19 protein-coding genes are annotated in these 19,436 nt (G+C 68.1%); 13 read left to right on the top strand and 6 right to left on the bottom strand.

The window, feature by feature from the left end; all coding sequences use genetic code 11:
• Window positions 1-321: 321 nt before the first annotated feature.
• Genes AB8P05_RS07265 through fsa form a run of 3 tightly spaced genes read right to left on the bottom strand, consistent with a single transcriptional unit; the run spans window position 322 to window position 2,680 of the window.
• Window positions 322-1,287 carry a tyrosine recombinase XerC gene (locus AB8P05_RS07265; protein WP_472757462.1) on the bottom strand — a complete coding sequence of 322 codons (966 nt, stop codon included), beginning with the start codon at window positions 1,285-1,287 and terminating at the stop codon, window positions 322-324.
• Window positions 1,284-2,006 (bottom strand): DUF484 family protein, encoded by a 723-nt coding sequence (locus tag AB8P05_RS07260; RefSeq protein ID WP_472757461.1) that lies wholly within the window; start codon window positions 2,004-2,006, stop codon window positions 1,284-1,286. Before AB8P05_RS07260 ends, AB8P05_RS07265 begins: the two co-directional genes overlap by 4 nt.
• A 17-nt stretch (window positions 2,007-2,023) precedes the next feature.
• Window positions 2,024-2,680 (bottom strand): fructose-6-phosphate aldolase, encoded by a 657-nt coding sequence (gene fsa / locus AB8P05_RS07255; protein WP_063635338.1) that lies wholly within the window; start codon window positions 2,678-2,680, stop codon window positions 2,024-2,026.
• A gap of 171 nt (window positions 2,681-2,851) precedes the next feature.
• Here fsa and AB8P05_RS07250 point away from each other — a divergent pair, with 171 nt between their 5' ends.
• Window positions 2,852-5,092, top strand: a complete 2,241-nt coding sequence (locus tag AB8P05_RS07250) for a primosomal protein N' (RefSeq protein WP_472757460.1) — start codon at window positions 2,852-2,854, stop codon at window positions 5,090-5,092.
• 187 nt (window positions 5,093-5,279) lie between these two features.
• The gene (locus AB8P05_RS07245) at window positions 5,280-5,795 is read left to right on the top strand and encodes a cache domain-containing protein (RefSeq protein WP_455172553.1); all 516 of its coding nucleotides are present in this window, start codon (window positions 5,280-5,282) and stop codon (window positions 5,793-5,795) included.
• Window positions 5,796-5,921: 126 nt separating this feature from the next.
• Here the strand turns inward: AB8P05_RS07245 and AB8P05_RS07240 are convergent, their stop codons facing one another.
• Window positions 5,922-6,317 (bottom strand): hypothetical protein, encoded by a 396-nt coding sequence (locus AB8P05_RS07240; protein ID WP_472757459.1) that lies wholly within the window; start codon window positions 6,315-6,317, stop codon window positions 5,922-5,924.
• Window positions 6,318-6,700: 383 nt separating this feature from the next.
• Between AB8P05_RS07240 and AB8P05_RS07235 the strand changes: the two genes are divergently transcribed.
• The 9 genes from AB8P05_RS07235 (at window position 6,701) to gstA (ending at window position 15,798) form a co-directional block, all read left to right on the top strand.
• Window positions 6,701-7,270 carry a F0F1 ATP synthase subunit delta gene (locus AB8P05_RS07235; protein ID WP_455172551.1) on the top strand — a complete coding sequence of 190 codons (570 nt, stop codon included), beginning with the start codon at window positions 6,701-6,703 and terminating at the stop codon, window positions 7,268-7,270.
• Window positions 7,270-8,799, top strand: a complete 1,530-nt coding sequence (atpA, locus tag AB8P05_RS07230; RefSeq protein WP_014248784.1) for a F0F1 ATP synthase subunit alpha — start codon at window positions 7,270-7,272, stop codon at window positions 8,797-8,799. Before AB8P05_RS07235 ends, atpA begins: the two co-directional genes overlap by 1 nt.
• Before the next feature lie 87 nt (window positions 8,800-8,886).
• Window positions 8,887-9,774: a F0F1 ATP synthase subunit gamma gene (locus AB8P05_RS07225; RefSeq protein ID WP_455172550.1), complete on the top strand. Its 888-nt coding sequence runs from the start codon at window positions 8,887-8,889 to the stop codon at window positions 9,772-9,774.
• Window positions 9,775-9,860: 86 nt separating this feature from the next.
• On the top strand, window positions 9,861-11,282 hold the full coding sequence (gene atpD, locus AB8P05_RS07220; RefSeq protein WP_324869421.1) for a F0F1 ATP synthase subunit beta: 1,422 nt from the start codon (window positions 9,861-9,863) through the stop codon (window positions 11,280-11,282).
• Window positions 11,283-11,414: 132 nt separating this feature from the next.
• Window positions 11,415-11,831, top strand: a complete 417-nt coding sequence (locus AB8P05_RS07215) for a F0F1 ATP synthase subunit epsilon (protein ID WP_324869420.1) — start codon at window positions 11,415-11,417, stop codon at window positions 11,829-11,831.
• Window positions 11,832-12,088: 257 nt separating this feature from the next.
• Complete coding sequence (locus AB8P05_RS07210; RefSeq protein WP_455172549.1) at window positions 12,089-12,913, top strand: acyl-ACP desaturase; 825 nt, start codon at window positions 12,089-12,091, stop codon at window positions 12,911-12,913.
• A gap of 405 nt (window positions 12,914-13,318) precedes the next feature.
• Window positions 13,319-13,633 carry a hypothetical protein gene (locus AB8P05_RS07205; protein ID WP_472757458.1) on the top strand — a complete coding sequence of 105 codons (315 nt, stop codon included), beginning with the start codon at window positions 13,319-13,321 and terminating at the stop codon, window positions 13,631-13,633.
• A gap of 14 nt (window positions 13,634-13,647) precedes the next feature.
• Entirely contained in the window at window positions 13,648-15,099 is a 1,452-nt protein-coding gene (locus tag AB8P05_RS07200; RefSeq protein ID WP_472757457.1) for a methyl-accepting chemotaxis protein, read from the top strand.
• 84 nt (window positions 15,100-15,183) lie between these two features.
• The gene (gene gstA, locus AB8P05_RS07195) at window positions 15,184-15,798 is read left to right on the top strand and encodes a glutathione transferase GstA (protein ID WP_472757456.1); all 615 of its coding nucleotides are present in this window, start codon (window positions 15,184-15,186) and stop codon (window positions 15,796-15,798) included.
• Between the two features lie 86 nt (window positions 15,799-15,884).
• On the opposite strand, the gene AB8P05_RS07190 is transcribed toward gstA, so the two are convergent.
• Window positions 15,885-17,384 carry a DEAD/DEAH box helicase gene (locus AB8P05_RS07190; protein WP_472757455.1) on the bottom strand — a complete coding sequence of 500 codons (1,500 nt, stop codon included), beginning with the start codon at window positions 17,382-17,384 and terminating at the stop codon, window positions 15,885-15,887.
• Window positions 17,385-17,681: 297 nt separating this feature from the next.
• Window positions 17,682-18,236, bottom strand: coding sequence for a superoxide dismutase family protein (locus AB8P05_RS07185; protein WP_472757454.1), 555 nt, complete (start codon window positions 18,234-18,236; stop codon window positions 17,682-17,684).
• A gap of 141 nt (window positions 18,237-18,377) precedes the next feature.
• On the opposite strand from AB8P05_RS07185, the gene AB8P05_RS07180 reads away from it, so the two are divergent.
• On the top strand, window positions 18,378-18,800 hold the full coding sequence (locus AB8P05_RS07180; RefSeq protein WP_455172543.1) for a Fur family transcriptional regulator: 423 nt from the start codon (window positions 18,378-18,380) through the stop codon (window positions 18,798-18,800).
• On the top strand, window positions 18,797-19,021 hold the full coding sequence (locus tag AB8P05_RS07175; RefSeq protein WP_149222390.1) for a hypothetical protein: 225 nt from the start codon (window positions 18,797-18,799) through the stop codon (window positions 19,019-19,021). Before AB8P05_RS07180 ends, AB8P05_RS07175 begins: the two co-directional genes overlap by 4 nt.
• The last annotated feature ends 415 nt before the right edge of the window (window positions 19,022-19,436 follow it).

The following is a 19,436-nucleotide window of genomic DNA, read 5'->3' as shown; positions in this document are numbered from 1 at the left end:
TTTGTTTGCATGACGATTTCCCCCGCATAAATCCTGCCTTGGGAAACTGTCGATTTTGTGGATTAACAGAATGTTAACGGCAAATAAGGGTTCGTCCCGTTACTTTGTACTAAAGTAGGATTGGGGCAAGGGTTCATTGCCGTGCTTGAAGTAGGCACACGAAATGTTCAGTGAGAGAGCGATCCCTGGTCTTCTGGTACTGTCATATGACCGTGTTGATGCGCGGCGCAGCCGAAGCCGCGAAGGACGTCCGGCCGCGACGCGCCGGAAGTCGGTGTGAATACAGGAATATGTGGAACCGGTTGCGGAGGGCGGTCCGGATCAGCCCTTGCGCGCCCGAGGATGGGCGTTGCGGTACACGTTCATCAGCTGCTCGTTCTCCACGTCCGTGTAACGCTGGGTTGTGGAGAGCGAGGCGTGGCCGAGCAGGTCCTGGATGGCGCGCAGGTCGCCGCCGTCCGCCAAAAGGTGGGTCGCGAAACTATGTCGCAGGGCGTGCGGGGTGGCGCTGTCCGGCATGCCCATCAGGGCGCGCAGCTTCTGCATCTGGTGCTGGGCCACGCTGGCGTTCAGCCGGCCGCCGCGGGTGCCGACGAACAGCGGGCCGTCGGGCGCCAGGGCGAAGGGGCAGGAGTCGATATAGGCTTGCACCGCCTCCGTCACCGCCGGCAGGACGGGGATCATGCGGTCCTTGCGGCCCTTTCCGGTGACGCGCAGCGTGTCGCCCAGCGGCGCGTCCTTGGCCGCCAGCCCCAGCGCCTCGGAAATGCGCAGGCCGCAGCCGTAGAGCAGGGTGAACAGGGCGCGGTCGCGCTTGCCGATCCAGGGTTCGTCGCGGTCGCGCTCGGCCTCCTCCAGCAGGCGGTCGGCGTCGATCTCCGTCAGCGGGCGGGGGGCGGGGCGCTTGACCTTGGGCGTGGCCAGCGTGGCGACGGCGGGGTTGTGCAGGCGGCCGCTGCGGTCCAGCCAGCGGAACAGGTTGCGCACCGCCGCCAGCTTGCGCGCCCGGCTGGCGCCGACCAGACCGTCCATCGCCAGCCTGGACATCCAGGCGCGGAAATCCGCCGCCTTCAGCTCGCCCAGGTCGTTCAGCGAGGGCGGGGTGCCGCCGCGGAATTCGGTGAGGAAGCGCAGGAACTCGCCAACATCGGCGGTATAGGCCGACAGGGTGTGGGGGGAGACCGCCTTCTCGCTCTCCATCCAGCGCCACCAGTGGGCCAGCACGTCCTGGACGTCCGGCTTGGCGGAAAACCCCAAACTTGGCGTACCGGGAACAGGTTCGGTCACGCCGGCAGCTCCAGCCAGCCGCGGATCACCCGCTCGATCACGCGGGCGAGGAAGCCCACCAGCTCGGTGCCCTGGCCGCTGTGGAAGGTGTCGGGCTCGCGGCTGCCGAAGGCGAGCAGGCCGTCGGGCGTCTCGCTGGAGACCTGGATGCGGATCAGCGCCTCCGACCGGACGAGGCCGGCGCCGGGGCCGTAGATCTCGGGGTCGCCCTGGATGTCGGTGTTCAGCACCACGTCGGCGCGGCCCAGCCGGTCGGCGATGGCGCCCGGCTCCACCACCCGCACGCCGGAGCGGTGGACGTGGGGGATGTCGGTGCCGTTGGATTCGATGACCAGACAGGCGACGTCGAGGTCGAGAAGGACCGCAAGGTCGGTGGTGATGGTCTGGATCAGCTGCTCGAAGCTCTGGGCGTCGAGCAGGAACAGCACCGCGGCATGGATGCGGTTCTGGCTGTTCAGGTTGGCCCGGCTGGTTCCGATCAGCTCGCGCTGCTGGTCCTTGAGAGTGCGGACCTCGGCGCGCAGCCGGTCGACCATGAAGGCCTGGAGGTCCACCACCCCACGCCCGCGGTCGACCGACGGCGGGGTCAGGTGGTGGACCAGATCGGCGTTCTGGGCCAGGAAGTCCGGGTGGCTCCGCAGGTAGGCGCGCACATCCTCCGAAGAGAGCGTCGACGTCCGGTGCGGGCTGTGGCCCGGTTCGCGGCCCCTGTCGGCCATGATCGCTCCGGCCCGCCTTACAGGATCGACTGGCCGGTCTTCTTCCAGTCCTCGACGAACTGGGAGAGACCCTTGTCGGTCAGCGGGTGGTTGAACAGCTGCTTCAGCACCGACGCCGGCGCGGTCACGACATGGGCGCCCAGGCGGGCGGCCTTGACGATGTGCATCGGGTTGCGGATCGAGGCGACCAGCACCTCGGTCTTGAAGGCGTCGTAATTGTTATAGATCTCGCAGATGTCCTTGATGATGCCCATGCCGTCCTGGCCGATGTCGTCCAGGCGGCCGACGAAGGGCGACACGAAGCTGGCGCCGGCCTTGGCCGCCAGGATCGCCTGGGCGGGGGAGAAGCACAGCGTGACGTTGACCATCGTCCCTTCGGACGAGATGATCTTGCAGACCTTCAGGCCGGCCGGGGTCAGCGGCACCTTCACCGCGACGCGGTGCGAGATCTTGGCGATCTTGTGGGCCTCGGCAAGCATGGTCTCGAAGTCGGTGGATGCCACCTCGGCGCTGACCGGACCGTTGACGACGTCGCAAATCTCGGCCACGAGGTCGAGGAATTGACGGCCGGACTTGGCGATCAGGGAGGGGTTGGTGGTAACACCGTCCAGCAGACCGGTATCGGCCAGATCGCGAATCTCGGCGATGTCGGCGGTGTCGACGAAGAACTTCATGACGAAGGGTCCATGCTTGCTGATGTTGACCGGAACCGGCCGCGCCGGAAAGCTGACCGACGCGCCGTCCCGCCCGGTGCCCGGGACATGAGGCCACTCTAGCCGATGCGTTCGACTTCCGCCAGTTCCGCCCCGGGCATCCAGGGGGATCTTCTTGGGGACGCGCCCGATATGGGGCAGCCCGAAGGCGATTCAGCGCCCGAATCCACCCGTCCCGCGACCGGACGGCAGCCCGGCGCACCGGATCGCCGCGTCGCCGTGCTGCTGCCCCTGCCTCTGCGCGAGGCCTACGATTACCGCGTGCCGGAAGGGATGGAGCTGGTTCCCGGCGATTACGTCGAGGTACCGCTGGGCCCGCGCCGGGTCATCGGCGTCGTCTGGGGGCCGGGCGCCGGGACCCTGGAGTCCGGCCGGCTGAAGCCGGTGGTGCGCCGGTTCGACGTGCCGCCGATGACCGAGGTCGGCCGCCGCTTCGTCGAATGGGTCGCCGCCTATACCATGACGCCGCCGGGCTTCGTCCTGCGCATGGCGGTCAGCGTGCCGGCGGCGCTGGAGCCGCCCAAACCGATGCTGGCCTATCTGCGCAAGCAAGGGGCCGAGCCGCCGCCCGGCTTCAAGATGACCGACCCGCGCAAGCGCATCCTGGCCTTGCTGGAGGATGGGCCGCCGCGCACCCCGGCGGAACTGGCCGACGAGGCCGGCTGCGGCGTGACGGTGGTGCGCGGGCTGGCGGAGGCCGGGCTGCTGGAGCCGGTGATGCTGGAGCCGACGCGGCTGGGCCGGCCGGACTGGCATCGGCCGGGCCCAACCCTCTCCGCCGACCAGCGGGCGGCGGCCGACGACCTGCGCGAGCGAGTGGCGTCGGGGCGCTACTCCACGGTGCTGCTCGACGGCGTCACCGGGTCGGGCAAGACGGAGGTCTATTACGAGGCGATCTCGGCAGCGCTGGAACAGGGCAAGCAGGCCCTGGTGCTGCTGCCGGAGATCGCGCTGTCGGCGCAGTGGCTCGACCGCTTCGCCCGGCGCTTCGGCGCGCCGCCGGCGGAATGGCATTCGGAACTGACCGGGGCGCAGCGCCGCGACACTTGGCGCGCGGTGTCGAAGGGCGAGGTGCCGGTGGTGGTCGGCGCGCGCTCGGCCCTGTTCCTGCCCTATCCCGACCTGGGCGTCATCATCGTCGATGAGGAGCACGACTCCGCCTACAAGCAGGAGGAGGGGGCGATCTACCATGCCCGCGACATGGCGGTGGCGCGGGCGCATCTGGGCGGACTGCCCATCGCGCTGGTCTCCGCCACGCCGTCGCTGGAGACCAAGGTCAACGCCGACAGCAACCGCTACGCCCGCATCGCCCTGCCGGCCCGCCATGGCGGCGCCGTGCTGCCGGATGTCGAGCTGGTCGACCTGCGGCGCGACCGTCCGCCTGCCCGGCACTGGCTGGCGCCCAGCCTGCGCAAGGCGCTGACCGACACGCTGGCGGGGGGCGAGCAGGCGATGCTGTTCCTGAACCGCCGCGGCTACGCCCCGCTGACCCTGTGCCGCGCCTGCGGCCACCGCATGCAATGCCCGAACTGCACGGCGTGGCTGGTGGAACACCGGCTCGCCCGCAAGCTGCAATGCCACCATTGCGGCCTGCAGCAGCCCTTGCCCCACGCCTGCCCGGAATGCGGCGAAGAGGGGACGATGGCGGCCTGCGGCCCCGGCGTGGAGCGCATCGCCGAGGAGGTGGCGGAGCTGTTCCCCGAGGCCCGCGCCGCCATCATGGCGTCGGATACCCTGCACGGCCCGCGCGCCATCCAGGAGATGGTGGAGAGCATCGGCCGGCACGAGCTCGACATCATCATCGGCACCCAGGTTATGGCGAAGGGCCACCACTTCCCGATGCTGACGCTGGTGGGGGTGGTCGATGCCGACCTGGGGCTGAACGGCGGCGACCTGCGGGCGGCGGAGCGCACCTACCAGCTGCTGCATCAGGTGGCGGGGCGCGCCGGGCGTGGCGAGCGGCCGGGGCGGGTGATGCTGCAGACCTTCATGCCCGAGCATCCGGTGATGCAGGCGCTGGCCGCCGGCGACCGCGACGGCTTCTACCAGCTGGAGGCGGAGATGCGGCTGGAGGCCGGCATGCCGCCTTTCGGCCGGCTGGCCGCGCTGATCGTGTCGGGAGAGGACCCGACGCTGGTGGAGCGGGTGGCGATGGCGCTGGGCCGCGCGGCGCCCCGCAGCGACGACGTCCATGTGCTGGGGCCCGCCCCGGCGCCGCTGGCCCTGCTGCGCGGACGGCACCGCCGCCGCCTGCTGCTGAAGGCGCCGCGCAGCACCCAGGTGCAGCCGCTGATCGCGGAGTGGCTGGACCGGGTGGAGATCCCGCCGGCCATCCGGGTGCAGATCGATGTCGACCCCTACAGCTTCCTTTAGGCGTCCTTAGTGCGGCCGGGCGAGACTGCGGCGAATTGACACGAATCGCTCGCCGCGACGGTCAGACATGGCACCTGTGACGTTTGGTCCATTGCGCAGCGGCGGTCATGGTATTACCACGGCCGGGATGGTTCGGAATCAATACATCCTTCCCGGGCCCAAACACTTCAGGCACAGGTTCAGGCTGATGGCCGGCATGATCTCCAAGCTTCGTCTGCGCGTACAGCGTCATACCCTGCTGACCGTGCTGCCGGTTCTGCTGCTGCTGGTGGTCATCGCTTTCGCCGCTGGGGCGCCGGCCAGCACCCGCGGCACCGACGCCGAGGCGCTGACCATGATCGACCGTGCCCAGCATCTGCTGGAGCGGATCGGTCCCGATGCCGCGGCCGAAGCCTTTGCCGGCCATGATAGCGCTTTCATCGACCGCGACCTCTACCCGATGCTGCTGGACGACAAGGGCGTGATGATCGCCCATGGCTGGACTGCGACGCTGAACGGGTCGAACCTGCAGGAGCTGCGCGACGTCGACGGCAAGCCCTTCATCCGCGAGGCGCTGGCCGGCGTTGCGCGCGACGGGCGCACCGACGTCACCTATCAATGGATCGATCCGCTGACCGGGCAGGTTGCGCGCAAGACGATGCATGCCCGCCGCCTGGTGCTGAACGGCAAGCCCTACATGCTGGCGGTCGGGGTCTATCGATAAACCGGAACGGATCGGACGGGACGTCCGGTTCGACAATGAAACCCGTGCGGCATCCCGCCGCACGTCACTTTTACATGGTGGAATTCGCAAGCCGGCCTTCGAGGGCGGCCTGAAGCCGCCCGGCGGTCAGGTCATCCGCGGGCGGCGCGGGCGCCAGATCGACAGGCATTCCGCGGCGCTGTCGCCGGCGCCGATGCCGTACCAGCCGGAGCGGTCGTGGAAGGACAGGCTGTAGCGGCCCTTGGCGTCGCGTTCAAAGCGGAAGACCGGGCGGTCGACCTCCGGCAGGAGCACCAGCAGGCGGTCATGGTCGCGGCCCGACTCGCGCAGCACGCCGGCCCAATGGCCGCGCTGAAGTTTCGCTTCGGCGACTGCGGAGAAGGCGTCCAGGTCCTCCGGGGTGAAGCGGGCGCGGCAGAACTGGATGACGTTCGACGGCCTGGATCCGGCGCCGGCATCGGCGATCGCAACGGTGTCGGCAACGGTATCGGCGCTGGGATCCGACGTCGGCAGGATGGTCATGGCGGAAGGCCCCTGGTCTCTCTGGACCGGCCTCGAGCGTGGCGAAACGACCGGAATCGGTGGCGGATCGGCCGGCTGGGCGGTTTCGGTCCGACCGTGGATCAGATTGGTTAACCTTGAATTAAGCCGAGATTGGGGCCACATCGAAGTCACAGCCGGTATGACCAGTCGAGGCCGACTCGAGTCATTGGCGAACGCAGTTGCGACCAATGATTCCGCAGTTGCTCAAAACGCCGCAGTCAAATTGTCCAGACCCCGTTGCGTAGGCGCGATTCCTGTGATATTGGACCGCTCGCTTTCGCGGCCGGGGTGTTTGTGCCTCGGGTTGACACCCTATAAGGCCGCCGAATTCACCGTCTACCGAACTCAATTCGAGGGATCAGGTGGCATCCGAAGGAACAGGCGTATCCGAACTCGCCGCGCGCTACTCCACCGCGCTGTTCGAGCTTGCGGACGAAAACCAGGCGTTGGACACGGTCGCGAGCGACCTGACCACGCTGAAGCAGATCCTGGCCGAGAGCGCTGACCTCCGTCGCCTCGTCCGCAGCCCCGTCATCAGCCGGGCCGATCAGGGCAGGGCCATGGCCGCCGTCATGGACGGCGCCGGCCTGTCGGACCTGACCAAGCGCTTCATCGGGCTGGTGGCGGCCAACCGCCGCCTGTTCGCGATCGACGGGATGATCGAAGGCTTCCTGGCCGAACTGGCCCGGCGCCGCGGCGAGGTCACGGCGCAGGTCACCTCGGCCCAGCCGCTGAGCGATGCCCAGCGCAACGCCGTCATCGACGCCCTGAAGGCGTCCATCGGTTCCAAGGTGTTGGTGAACACCTCCGTCGATCCGGAGCTGATCGGCGGCATGATCGTTAAGTTCGGCTCGCGCATGGTCGATACCTCGGTGCGAACGAAGCTGAACAAATTGCAACTCGCCATGAAGGCCTCAGGGGGATCAGTCTGATGGATATCCGCGCCGCAGAAATCTCTGCGATCCTCAAGCAGCAGATCGCGAATTTCGGGACCGAGGCGGATGTCGCCGAGGTTGGTCAGGTCCTGTCGGTGGGTGACGGCGTCGCCCGCGTGCACGGCCTGGACAACGTCCGCGCCGGCGAAATGGTCGAGTTCCCGGGTGGCCTGCAGGGCATGGCGCTGAACCTCGAGACCGACAACGTCGGTATCGTGATCTTCGGCGACGACCGCGGCATCAAGGAAGGCGACACCGTCAAGCGCACCGGCACCATCGTCGACGTTCCGGTCGGCCGCGGCCTGCTGGGCCGCGTCGTGGACGGCCTGGGCAACCCGATCGACGGCAAGGGTCCGCTGGTCAACGTCGAGCGCAAGCGCGTCGAGGTGAAGGCCCCCGGCATCATCCCGCGCAAGTCGGTGCACGAGCCGATGCAGACCGGCCTGAAGGCCGTCGACAGCCTGGTTCCGATCGGGCGCGGCCAGCGCGAGCTGATCATCGGTGACCGCCAGACCGGCAAGACCGCCGTCGTCATCGACACCTTCCTGAACCAGAAGCCGATCAACCAGGGCGACGACGAGAGCAAGAAGCTCTACTGCATCTACGTCGCCGTCGGCCAGAAGCGTTCGACCGTCGCCCAGATCGTCAAGACCCTGGAAGACGCCGGCGCCATGGAATACTCCATCGTCGTCGCCGCCACCGCGTCGGAGCCGGCTCCGCTGCAGTTCCTGGCGCCGTACACCGGCTGCACGATGGGCGAGTATTTCCGCGACAACGGCATGCACGCCCTGATCGTGTACGACGATCTGTCCAAGCAGGCCGTCGCCTACCGCCAGATGTCGCTGCTGCTCCGCCGTCCGCCGGGCCGCGAAGCCTATCCGGGCGACGTGTTCTACCTCCACAGCCGCCTGCTGGAGCGCGCCGCCAAGATGGGCGACGCCCACGGCAACGGCTCGCTGACCGCCCTGCCGGTCATCGAAACCCAGGCCGGCGACGTGTCCGCCTACATCCCGACCAACGTGATCTCGATCACCGACGGTCAGATCTTCCTGGAAACCGGCCTGTTCTATAAGGGCATCCGCCCCGCCATCAACGTCGGTCTGTCGGTGAGCCGCGTCGGCTCCGCCGCCCAGATCAAGGCGATGAAGCAGGTCGCCGGCACCATCAAGATGGAACTCGCGCAGTACCGCGAGATGGCCGCCTTCGCCCAGTTCGCCTCGGACCTCGACGCCTCGACCCAGCGCCTGCTGGCCCGCGGCGCCCGCCTGACCGAACTGCTGAAGCAGGGCCAGTTCCAGCCGCTGCCGGTGGAAGAGCAGGTCGTGTCGATCTTCGCCGGCGTGAAGGGCTACCTGGACGCCATCCGCGTCGAGGACGTGAACCGCTTCGAGGCCAAGTTCCTGTCGGAAATCCGCGCCAAGGGCGCCGATATCCTGGCGGCGATCCGCACCGACAAGCAGATCACCTCGGCGACCGAAGAGAAGCTGAAGGCGTTCCTCGACGGCTTCGCCAAGGTCTTCGCCTGACCGACCGCGCGCGGGGGCGGGAAACCGCCCCCCACCGTCTTGTAGAGACGGTCACGGAACGACCTCGAGCGGAATTGAAGGGCCGGCATGCCTAACCTCAAGGACCTAAAGAACCGGATCTCGAGCGTCCAGTCGACGCGCAAGATCACCTCGGCCATGAAGATGGTCGCGGCTTCCAAGCTGCGCCGCGCCCAGGAGCAGGCGGAAGCCAGCGGTCCCTACGCGGAGCGTATGGGCCGCATGCTGTCGTCGCTGGCCGCCAACGTGCAGGACAGCGGCAACGGCCCGAAGCTGATGACCGGGACGGGCGCCGACAAGGTGCATCTGCTGGTCGTCATCAGCTCCGACCGCGGTCTGTGCGGCGCCTTCAACGGCTCCATCGTCCGCGAGGCCAAGCGCCAGATCACGCGCCTGCAGGGCGAAGGCAAGACCGTCAAGCTGCTGACCGTCGGCCGCAAGGGCCGCGACCAGCTGCGCCGCGAGTTCGCCTCGCTGATCGTCGAGAGCTATGAAGATGTCGGCCGCCGCCGGCTCGGCTTCAGCGATGCCGACATGGTGGCGACGAAGGTGCTGGCGATGTTCGATGCCGGCGAGTTCGACGTCTGCTCGGTCATCTTCAACAAGTTCAAGTCGGCGATCTCCCAGATCGTCACGGTTCAGCAGCTCATCCCCTTCGCCGTCCCCGCCGAGGCCGCCGAGGCCGCCGGCTCGGAAGCCAAGGCGATGTACGAGTTCGAGCCGGACGAGGAGCAGATCCTCGCCGAACTGCTGCCGCGCAACCTGTCCATCCAGATCTACCGCGCCCTCCTGGAGAGCGCCGCGTCCGAGCAGGGCGCCCGGATGACCGCGATGGACAACGCGACGCGCAACGCCGGCGACATGATCAACAAGCTGACGATCACCTACAACCGGACGCGCCAGGCCTACATCACCAAGGAGCTGATCGAGATCATCTCCGGTGCCGAAGCCCTGTAACGGCAGCATCCGACACGTAGGGCCCAGCCCATTTGCGCCGGCGACGGCATACCGACACTTACCGAGTTCCTAGGGAGCTTTACTCCATGGCCACCACCAATTCTGTCGGCAAGATCACGCAGGTCACGGGCGCCGTCGTGGACGTGCAGTTCGACGGCGACCTGCCGGCGATCCTGAACGCGCTGCACACCCAGAACGACGGCAAGACCCTCGTTCTGGAAGTGGCGCAGCACCTGGGTGAGAGCACGGTCCGCACCATCGCCATGGACAGCACCGACGGTCTGGTGCGTGGCGCCGAGGTGACCGACACCGGCGCGCCGATCGCCGTGCCGGTCGGCCCGGAGACGCTCGGCCGCATCATCAACGTCATCGGCGAGCCGATCGACGAGCGCGGCGCGGTCAACGCCGCCCGCTCGCTGCCGATCCATCGTCAGGCCCCGGACTTCGTCGACCAGTCGACGGACGCCGAAGTGCTGATCACCGGCATCAAGGTCATCGACCTGCTGGCTCCCTACGCCAAGGGCGGCAAGATCGGCCTGTTCGGCGGCGCCGGCGTCGGCAAGACCGTGACGATCATGGAGCTGATCAACAACGTCGCCAAGGCGCACGGCGGCGTGTCGGTGTTCGCCGGCGTGGGTGAGCGTACCCGCGAGGGCAACGACCTCTACCACGAGATGATCGAGTCGGGCGTCATCAAGCTCGACGGCCCGGGTTCCAAGGTGGCCCTGGTGTACGGCCAGATGAACGAGCCGCCGGGCGCCCGCGCCCGCGTCGCGCTGAGCGGCCTGACGCTCGCGGAATACTTCCGCGACGAGGAAGGCCAGGACGTGCTGTTCTTCGTGGACAACATCTTCCGCTTCACCCAGGCCGGTTCGGAAGTGTCGGCTCTGCTGGGCCGCATCCCGTCGGCGGTGGGTTACCAGCCGACGCTGGGCACCGACATGGGCGCCCTGCAGGAGCGCATCACCTCGACCAAGAAGGGTTCGATCACCTCGGTGCAGGCCATTTACGTGCCCGCCGACGATCTGACCGACCCGGCTCCGGCCGCCTCCTTCGCCCACCTGGACGCCACCACGGTGCTGTCGCGCTCGATCGCCGAAATGGCCATCTTCCCGGCCGTGGACCCGCTCGACTCGACCAGCCGCATCCTCGACCCGCGCGTCGTCGGTGAGGAGCATTACTCGGTCGCCCGCTCGGTGCAGAAGGTTCTGCAGACCTACAAGTCGCTGCAGGACATCATCGCCATCCTGGGCATGGACGAGCTGTCGGAAGAGGACAAGCTGGTCGTGGCCCGCGCCCGCAAGATCCAGCGCTTCCTGTCGCAGCCGTTCCACGTCGCCGAGGTGTTCACCGGCACCCCGGGCGTGCTGGTCCCGCTCGAGGAGACCATCAAGGGCTTCAAGGGCATCGTGAACGGCGACTACGATCACCTGCCGGAGGCCGCCTTCTACATGGTCGGCACCATCGACGAGGCGATCGCCAAGGCCAAGAAGCTGGCCGCCGCCTGATCCCCACCAGGGATCGCGGCATTCCGGCCCGGCTCGATCATTCTTGAGGAAACCGGGCGGAAATCGACATCAGCACACCCCCTCCCCCGTCTGCGGGGGAGGGGGTTCCTATGAAGAGGCACCAGGAAACCCATGGCCGATAAAGTCGAATTCGAGCTGGTCTCGCCGGAAAAGCTGCTGAAGTCGCAGCCCGTGGACATGGTCGTGGTGCCGGGTTCGGAAGGCGATTTCGGCGTGCTCGCCGGCCATTCGCCGATGATCTCGACCGTGCGTCCGGGTGTCATCGACGTCTATGAGGGCGACCGCGTGGTCGACCGCGTCTTCGTCGCCGGCGGCTTCGCCGAGGTCACCGAGGCCCGCTGCACCGTGCTGGCCGAGGAAGCGGTGGCGCTGACCGACCTGGACCGCGCCGCGGTCGAGAAGCAGATCAAGGACCTGTCCGAGGATCTGGACGACAGCAAGTCGGACGCCGAGCGCGCAGCCGCCGAGTCCAAGCTGGCCGTCGCGCGCGCCAAGCTGGACGCGCTGAGCCAGTCCTCCGCTCACTGAGCGGAAAGGCCGCCGATCCCGGTTTCCCGGGGCCGATGGCATACATCTCTTCGGTCGAACGGGCGGCTTGGGCTTCCAGGCCGCCCGTTTCCGTTGCGACTTGGTTGCATCGCCGAAAAGACGACTTACATTCGAAGGCCTGAACCGCAAACCCCACCGCACCCCGACGGCATTGGTGGGGACACGGGACCAGACCTTACCCGATATTGGCCACGGCCGCCGGCAGGGCGGCCCAAGACGAGGCGGCAGAGCGGATCATGGCGCGTGCGCATTGGCGGATCGATGAGCTTCCCTGGGATCGTTTCGACGCCGGGCGGGTCGATCCCGACCTGGTCCCCCTGATCAAGGCCGCGGCTCTGGTCGAATTCAATGCCGACGACTACACGGCCTATTTGTGCAACGTCTTCAAGGACGATCCTGAGTTCCAGGAGGTCGCCCGCGGCTGGGCGGTCGAGGAGGTCCAGCATGGCGAGGCGCTGGGCCGCTGGGCCGAACTGGTCGACCCGACCTTCGATTTCCGCGCGGCGGTGGAGCGCTTCCGCGCCGGCTATCGCGTTCCGATCGACCTCGACGCCTCTGTCCGCGGGTCGCGCACCGGCGAGATGATCGCCCGCTGCATGGTGGAGACCGGCACCAGTTCCTACTATGCCGCCATCGGCGATTCCACCGACGAGCCGGTGCTGAAGGAGATTTGCCGCAACATCGCCGCGGACGAACTGCGCCACTACAAGATCTTCTACACCTACGCCAAGAAGTACCTGGACCGCGAAGGGCTGAACAAGGTCCAGCGCCTGAAGGTGGCGCTATCGCGCATCGGCGAGTCCGAGGACGACGAACTGGCCTATGCCTACTACGCCGCCAACGCCCCGGCCGACGCCGCGTACGAGCACAAGCTCTACAACGCCGCCTACAAGCGCCGGGCGTTCGGCCGGTATCGCCGCAAGCATGTCGACCGTGCCATCGCCATGGTGTTCAAGGCCTGCGGTCTGAAGCCGCACTCGCGGCTGTGCAGCGTGGCCTCGCGCGGCGCCTGGTGGTTTATCGATCGCCAAGCCCGGAAGCTGGCCGCACAGGCGGTCTGATCGCGTCCGAGCAGTCGGCCTCTCACGGTCGCCCCCGCGTGGCGACCGTGAGCGGCAGACTGACCGCGTTTGTTTTCTTTCAAGGAATTCCATCGGTTTTCTCACCTCTGCGGTAATGAGTGCGAGAGGTTCTCCGCCGCCATTCGGGGAAATACCAGAGGCGGCGTTGATGAAACAAAAAAACACCCAAGCTGTTTAGTGCGGCGCTCTGTTCGACGGTGAATCCGGAACCGCGGACCAACTGCGGTGAATGGCTTCGGATGCTGGCATAGGCGTCCTCCAAACGGAACATGCTGCCTTGTTGTGGATCGTGCTTTAGGCGGGGTCTGAGATCCAGGCTTTCAGCCGCTGCGTAACGGTTGCCGTGAGCATGTCCGTTCGTAAGCGCATGGGTGTCTGCCGCCGATGATCCATTCCTATGTTCCCGCCATTCTCCTGCTGCTGGCCGGTGCGGCCGCCCTGCCGGTAGCCGTTTCCAGCGCGGGCGAACCAACCGATACGGTCGCCGCGGTGTTCGCCCCCGGCACGACGCTGGCCGAGGCGATGGAGCGTGTGCTGGCGGCCGGCGGAACCCCGCTACGTGGCGGCCCCTTCACCAACATCGTCATCGCGAGGTCTGCGCACCCGGACTTCGCCGCTTCCCTCCATCAACATGGCGCTTGGCTGCTGCTGGATCCGCTTCTTGCCGGATGCGCGGACCTGCGCCGTCCGCAGTCATGACCCGGAGCATCCCCATGGACAATCTCGACCGCCTGCGTGCCGCCAGCGAGCGGGCGATTCTCGCCTATCTGTGGAGCTATGTGCCGATCCTGGCCCTGTTCTCCTGGACGATGGACCGGGGCTGGGTCATTCCGGCCCTGGCGCTGCTGGTCACAGCCGGGGCCACGCTGGGCCGGCTCTCAGGCAACGGGGCCACGCGGCGCAGCCTCTCGGCGGTGGCGCTGATGCTTCAGAGCGCCCTGGTTGTTGCAGTGGGGCAGGGGCAGCCATGGCAGGTCGACCTGCATTTCCTGTTCTTCGCCAATCTGGCGGCGCTGATCGCCTTCATCGACGTCGGCGCGCTGGTTATGGCAACGCTGGCTGTGGCCGGGCATCACCTGATCCTGAACTTCGCCCTGCCCTATGCCTTGTTGCCGGAAGGCGGGAACCTGGTGCGGGTGCTCTACCACGCAGTTGCGGTGTTGATCGAGGTGACGGTTTTGGTCGCGGTCGCCTGGAAGGGGCAGAGCCTGCTGAACAGCCTGGAGGCGACGCTGGGCACTGCCGAGCAAGCCCGGCGCCATGCCGAGCAACTCGCCGCCGAACAGCGCGCCCTGGAGGAACGGGCGGCCGAGGAGCGCCGGCGCACCCTGAGCGACGTGGCCGGCAGGCTGCAGGCGGTGATCGGCACCTCGGCCGACCAAATCCTGACGGCATCCGACGCGCTGAGCGGCGAATCCCGGGCGGTCGCCACGACCATCGGAAGCACGCGCGTGCAGTTGGGCGACGCCCTGCGCTCCATCGGCGGGGCGGCGGAACGGGTACAGGACATGACACTGGCGGCGGATCAGCTTGCCGGCTCGACCGGCGTCATCCGCGGGCAGCTCGACCGCGCCACCGGGATCGTTTCCACCGCCAGCCGGCAGGCGGCGGCGACGCGGGAGATCGTCGCGCTGCTGGAAAGCACCGCTGCCCAGGTGGAGGACATCACGCGGCTGATCGGCGACATCGCCAGCCAAACCAACCTGCTGGCGCTGAACGCCACAATCGAGGCGGCGCGGGCCGGGGAAGCCGGCAAGGGTTTCGCCGTCGTCGCCGGCGAGGTCAAGCAGCTGGCCAGCCAGACCGCAAGGGCGACCGACGACATCGCCCGGCAGGTGGCGGACATCCAGGCGTCGTCGCGGCGGACAGCGCAGGCGATCGGCGAGATCGTCGACACCATCGGCAGCATGAACGAGGTGACCCTCGGCATCGCCGGGGCGATCGAGCAGCAGGGCATCGCCGCCCAGTCGATCATCGGCCAGATCCAGACCACGGCGGAGGAAGCCCGCGATCTGGCGGCGACGGTGGAGGGGGTGCGTGCGGTCGCCGACGGCTCCGGCACCGCGGCGGAGGCGATGGAGCGGCGGCTGGACGTGGTGCGCCGGAGTGCCGCCCAACTGCAGAGCGAGGTGGCATCGCTCGCCACCTCGATCCGAGCGGCATGAAAGGGTCCGGAGGGGCTGGCGGCGGTCGGCGGACTGCGCTACCCCTTCTGGTCCAACCAACACCCAAAACGGGGTTCCGGAGACATGAAGCTCTATTACAAGCCGGGCGCCTGCTCGCTGTCGCCGCACATCGTCCTGCGCGAGGCCGGGCTGCCCTTCGAACTGGTGAAGGTCGATCTCGTCGCCAAGACCCTGCCCGACGGCAGCGATTTCCGCGCGGTGAGCCCGAAGGGACAGGTTCCGGCGCTGGCGCTGGACGAGGGCGGGGTCCTGACCGAAGGGGCGGCGATCGTCCAGTACATCGCCGACAAGGCGCCGGACAGCGGCCTGATCCCGCCGGCCGGCACGATGGAGCGCTACCGGGTCCTGGAACTGCTGAGCTTCATCGGGTCGGAACTGCACAAGGGCTTCGTCCCGCTGTTCCCGATGTTGAAGGACGTGGTGTCGGAGACCTACAAGGGCTTCGCCGCCAAGGTGCTGGGCGCGAAGCTGGCGCTGCTGAACCAGGAGCTGGAGGGCAAGGCCTATCTGACCGGCGACAGCTTCACCGTCGCCGACGCCTATGCCTATACGGTGCTGAGCTGGGCGCCGCGCATCGGCTTCGACCTGTCGCCCTGGCCCAACCTCGTGGCATTCGCCGAGCGGGTCGCCGCCCGTCCGGCGGTGCAGGCGGCGCTCGCGGCGGAAGCCCAGGGCTGACGGCAGCGCTACCGAACGGAAAAGGCCCCGTCTCCGGCGAGACGGGGCCTTTTCATTTGCGGGCCACGCGGTCAGATGGCGCGCGGTCAGGCGGCGCTGGGCTTGCGGCGCATCGGGGTGTTGCCGCCGGGGGTGCCGGCCGCGCGCGGAGCTTGCTTGCCGCCGCCATGGGCGTTGCCGTGCGACACGGCATGCGGGGCCGGACGGCGGTCATGCCGGTTCTGGTCGTTGCGGGCGGCATCCGGCCGCGGCGCGCCGGACTTCTGCGGGGCCTTGGCGGCCGCTGGCTTCGGCTGTGCCGCCTTGGGGGCCGCCTTGGGGACAGCCGCCTTCGGACCGGCGTTGGCAGGACGCGCCTGCTGCTGGTTGCGGTTGTTCTGGTTGCGGTTGCTGCCCGGCGCCTTGGGGCGGGGCGGCGGCTTGCTGGAGGCGTGGATCTGCGCCACCTCCGCCGCATGGTAGGGGTGGGTGGCGTCGGCCGGGATCGGCTGGCGGATGGTCTTCTCGATGTCCTTCAGGTAGCCGACCTCTTCATGGTCGCAGAAGGACACCGCACTGCCGTCGGTGCCGGCGCGGGCGGTGCGGCCGATGCGGTGGACGTAGCTTTCCGGCTCGTTCGGCAGGTCGAAGTTGATGACGTGGCTGATGCCGTCGATGTCGATGCCGCGGGCGGCGATGTCGGTCGCCACCAGCGCCCGCAGCTCGCCGTTGCGGAAGCTGTCGAGCGCGCGCACGCGGGCCGACTGCGACTTGTCGCCATGGATGGCGTCGGCGGCGATGCCGGCCTTCTTCAGGTGGTCGGCGATGCGGTCGGCACCGTGCTTGGTGCGGGCGAAGACGATGGTGCGGGCCATCGCGGAATCGGACAGCAGGTCGGCCAGCAGGCGACGCTTGTCGGCGCGCTCCACGAACAGGACGCGCTGGTTGATGCGCTCCACCGTGGTCGACTGCGGCGTCACCTCGATGCGCTCGGCGTCGGTCAGGATGCTGTTGGCCAGCTCGGCCACCGCGTCGGGCATGGTGGCGGAGAACAGCAGGGTCTGCCGTTCCTTCGGCAGCACCGCGACCACCTTCCGCACGTCGCGGATGAAGCCCATGTCGAGCATGCGGTCCGCCTCGTCCAGCACGAACAGCTCGATGCCGCCGAGGTTGACGTGGTTCTGCGCCATCAGGTCGAGCAGGCGGCCGGGGGTGGCGATCAGCACCTCCGTCCCGCGGGCGATGGCGGAGACCTGCGGGCTCTGGCCGACGCCGCCGTGGATGACGGTGCGGCGGATCGGCAGATGGCGGCCGTAGGTGGTGAAGCTGTCGCCGATCTGCAGCGCCAGCTCGCGCGTCGGGGTCAGGATCAGGGCGCGCGGCGACTTGGCGGCCACGCGCTTCTTGTTCTGGAACAGCCGCTGCAGGATCGGCAGCGTGAAGGCGGCGGTCTTGCCGGTGCCGGTCTGGGCGAGGCCCAGCACGTCGCGGCCGGCCAGCAGAAGCGGGATGGCGCCGGCCTGGATCGGCGTGGCCGTGGAGTATCCCTCCTCCGCGACGGCGCGCAGAAGAGGCTCGATCAGGCCGAGGCCGGAGAATTCGGTCATGGAAGCGATGGTCCTGGTCACCAGAATGGGGGCCGCGCCAGGAGGGAGCGGCCGGGCTTGCGCGCTCCGCGGCGGGTTGGCGCGGAGCCGTCGGGCGGCGGGCGATCAGGTGCCTGCGCATGCTTGCGCGGCGCCGGGCGCCGTCCGACCCCGGACAGATAGGGCCGGTGGCTTGATTTGGCAAGCAAACTCGGCGCGCGGCAGGGGTGCGCCGGCCGGTTTGCGGAAGGGAGGGGCGCGGACCGGCGCCGCGATGCCGCGGCAAATGGTCGCGCCCCGGAACAGTTCAGGAGGTGCTTACGGCTTCTTGATGACGCCGCAGGCGATGCGGTCGCCGGAGTTGCCGGCGGGCTGGCTGATGTAATCGTCGGGCTGGGCATGGACGACGATGGAGGTGCCGCCCTGCTTGAACAGGCCGTTCGGTTCGTCGGTCAGGGTGACCTGATGGGTGATCGCCTCGAAACCGGCCTTGCCCGCCTCGTTCGCCCAGATGTTGGGAAGTTCGCCGTAATGCATGTGCTGCGCCTCGAGCCCGTGCTTGGAGCCCTGGGCGCCGAAATGGCTGCCGGCCGCCTTGAAATCGGGAGTGCAGGCGCCGTTTTCGTGGATGTGGATGCCGTGCCAGCCCGGCGGCAGCCCTTCGAGCTGGCCGTGGACCAGAATGCCGTGCGGGAAGCGGGTGAAGGTGACGGTCCCCAGCGGCTTGCCCTGGGCATCGGCGATGGCGGCCTGGGCGGCGGGGGCGGGAGCCGGGGCCGACTGCTGGGCCAGGGCCGGGGCGGCCAACAGCGACAGGCCGGCGATCAGCAGGGCCTGCGTGGTCCCGATCCGGGGCGGGTGGGCACGGGTCATGCGGGTTGGTCCTCCATTCTGGCCGGGCCGTTGGTGGCGCCGGCGGGTTCAGCGACTTTCCGCCGCTGCGAAACCGCTCTGGGATTGCGAACGGTTTTCAGTATGATGGGGGTCTCGGGAAGCAAAGACCAGGGTTGGGTGATGACGTCGCGTCTGGAAGCGTTGTGTATGGAGAAGGGGCTGAAGATGACCGGGCAGCGCCGCGTCATCTCCCAGGTGTTGTCGGAGGCCGACGACCATCCCGATGTGGAGGAGGTGCACCGCCGGGCCGTGCAGATCGACCCGCGCATCTCCATCGCCACGGTGTACCGCACCATGCGGCTGCTGGAGGACGCGCAGGTAATCGAGCGCGTCGACCTGGGCGACGGCCGTGCACGGTACGAGGAGGCGACGGCCGACCACCATCACCACCTGATCGACACCCGCACCGGGCGGATCATCGAGTTCGCCAGCCCGGAGCTGGAGGCGCTGAAGGAGCGCATCGCCCACGAACTCGGCTACAAGATCGTCGGCCACCGGCTGGAAATCTACGGCGTGCCCCTGGATGAGGAGGAGCGTCCATGACCGATCCCCGTTTTTCCGAGGCGGAGCAGCCGATCGCCGACGCCATTGCCTGCCGCGACGCAGTGCAGCGCTGTTACTCCGGCCTGTGCCGCTGCGGCCAGCCGGAACGCTACGCGCTGGAGGCGGCGGTGACGGTCTACCGCTACCACCATCCGGAAATCCCGCCGGCTCAGGCGGAAACCATCGTCAGCCATTGGGTGGCGGGGCCGGTTCGGCATTGAGGGGGTGGTTTGGCGTCGGCTTCGAATGCCCCCACCTAACCTCCCCGCTCTCAGCGGACCTACGGTCCGCCTGCCGCGTCAGCACAAAGCATAGCTTTGTGCGAGAGCTGGGCGGGGGAGGGACTGCCGCCGCTTTCCCGCATCAGCGCTTGTCCCCTCCCCGCCCAGCGGGGGAGGGTTAGGGTGGGGGCATTCGAAGCCCGACGCCGATTATGAAAATAGTCCTTGACCGTCCCCGCATAAAATCCTAGAACCAGTCCTGTCAAGGCGACGGGTCCGCCCCCGGACCGCAGCGCCGGACAGTACCAAAGCTCCCCCTCGCTTCGGTCCGAAAAGGGCCGGCCGGACACTCGAACGTCCGGCCGGCCCTTTTCGTTTTCGCGTTTCGCCCGCGGCCGGCCCTGTGCCTTGCGCG

This window comes from Azospirillum sp. VT-I1 (assembly GCF_055698305.1).
This window is presented reverse-complemented; position numbering and strand designations above follow the sequence as displayed.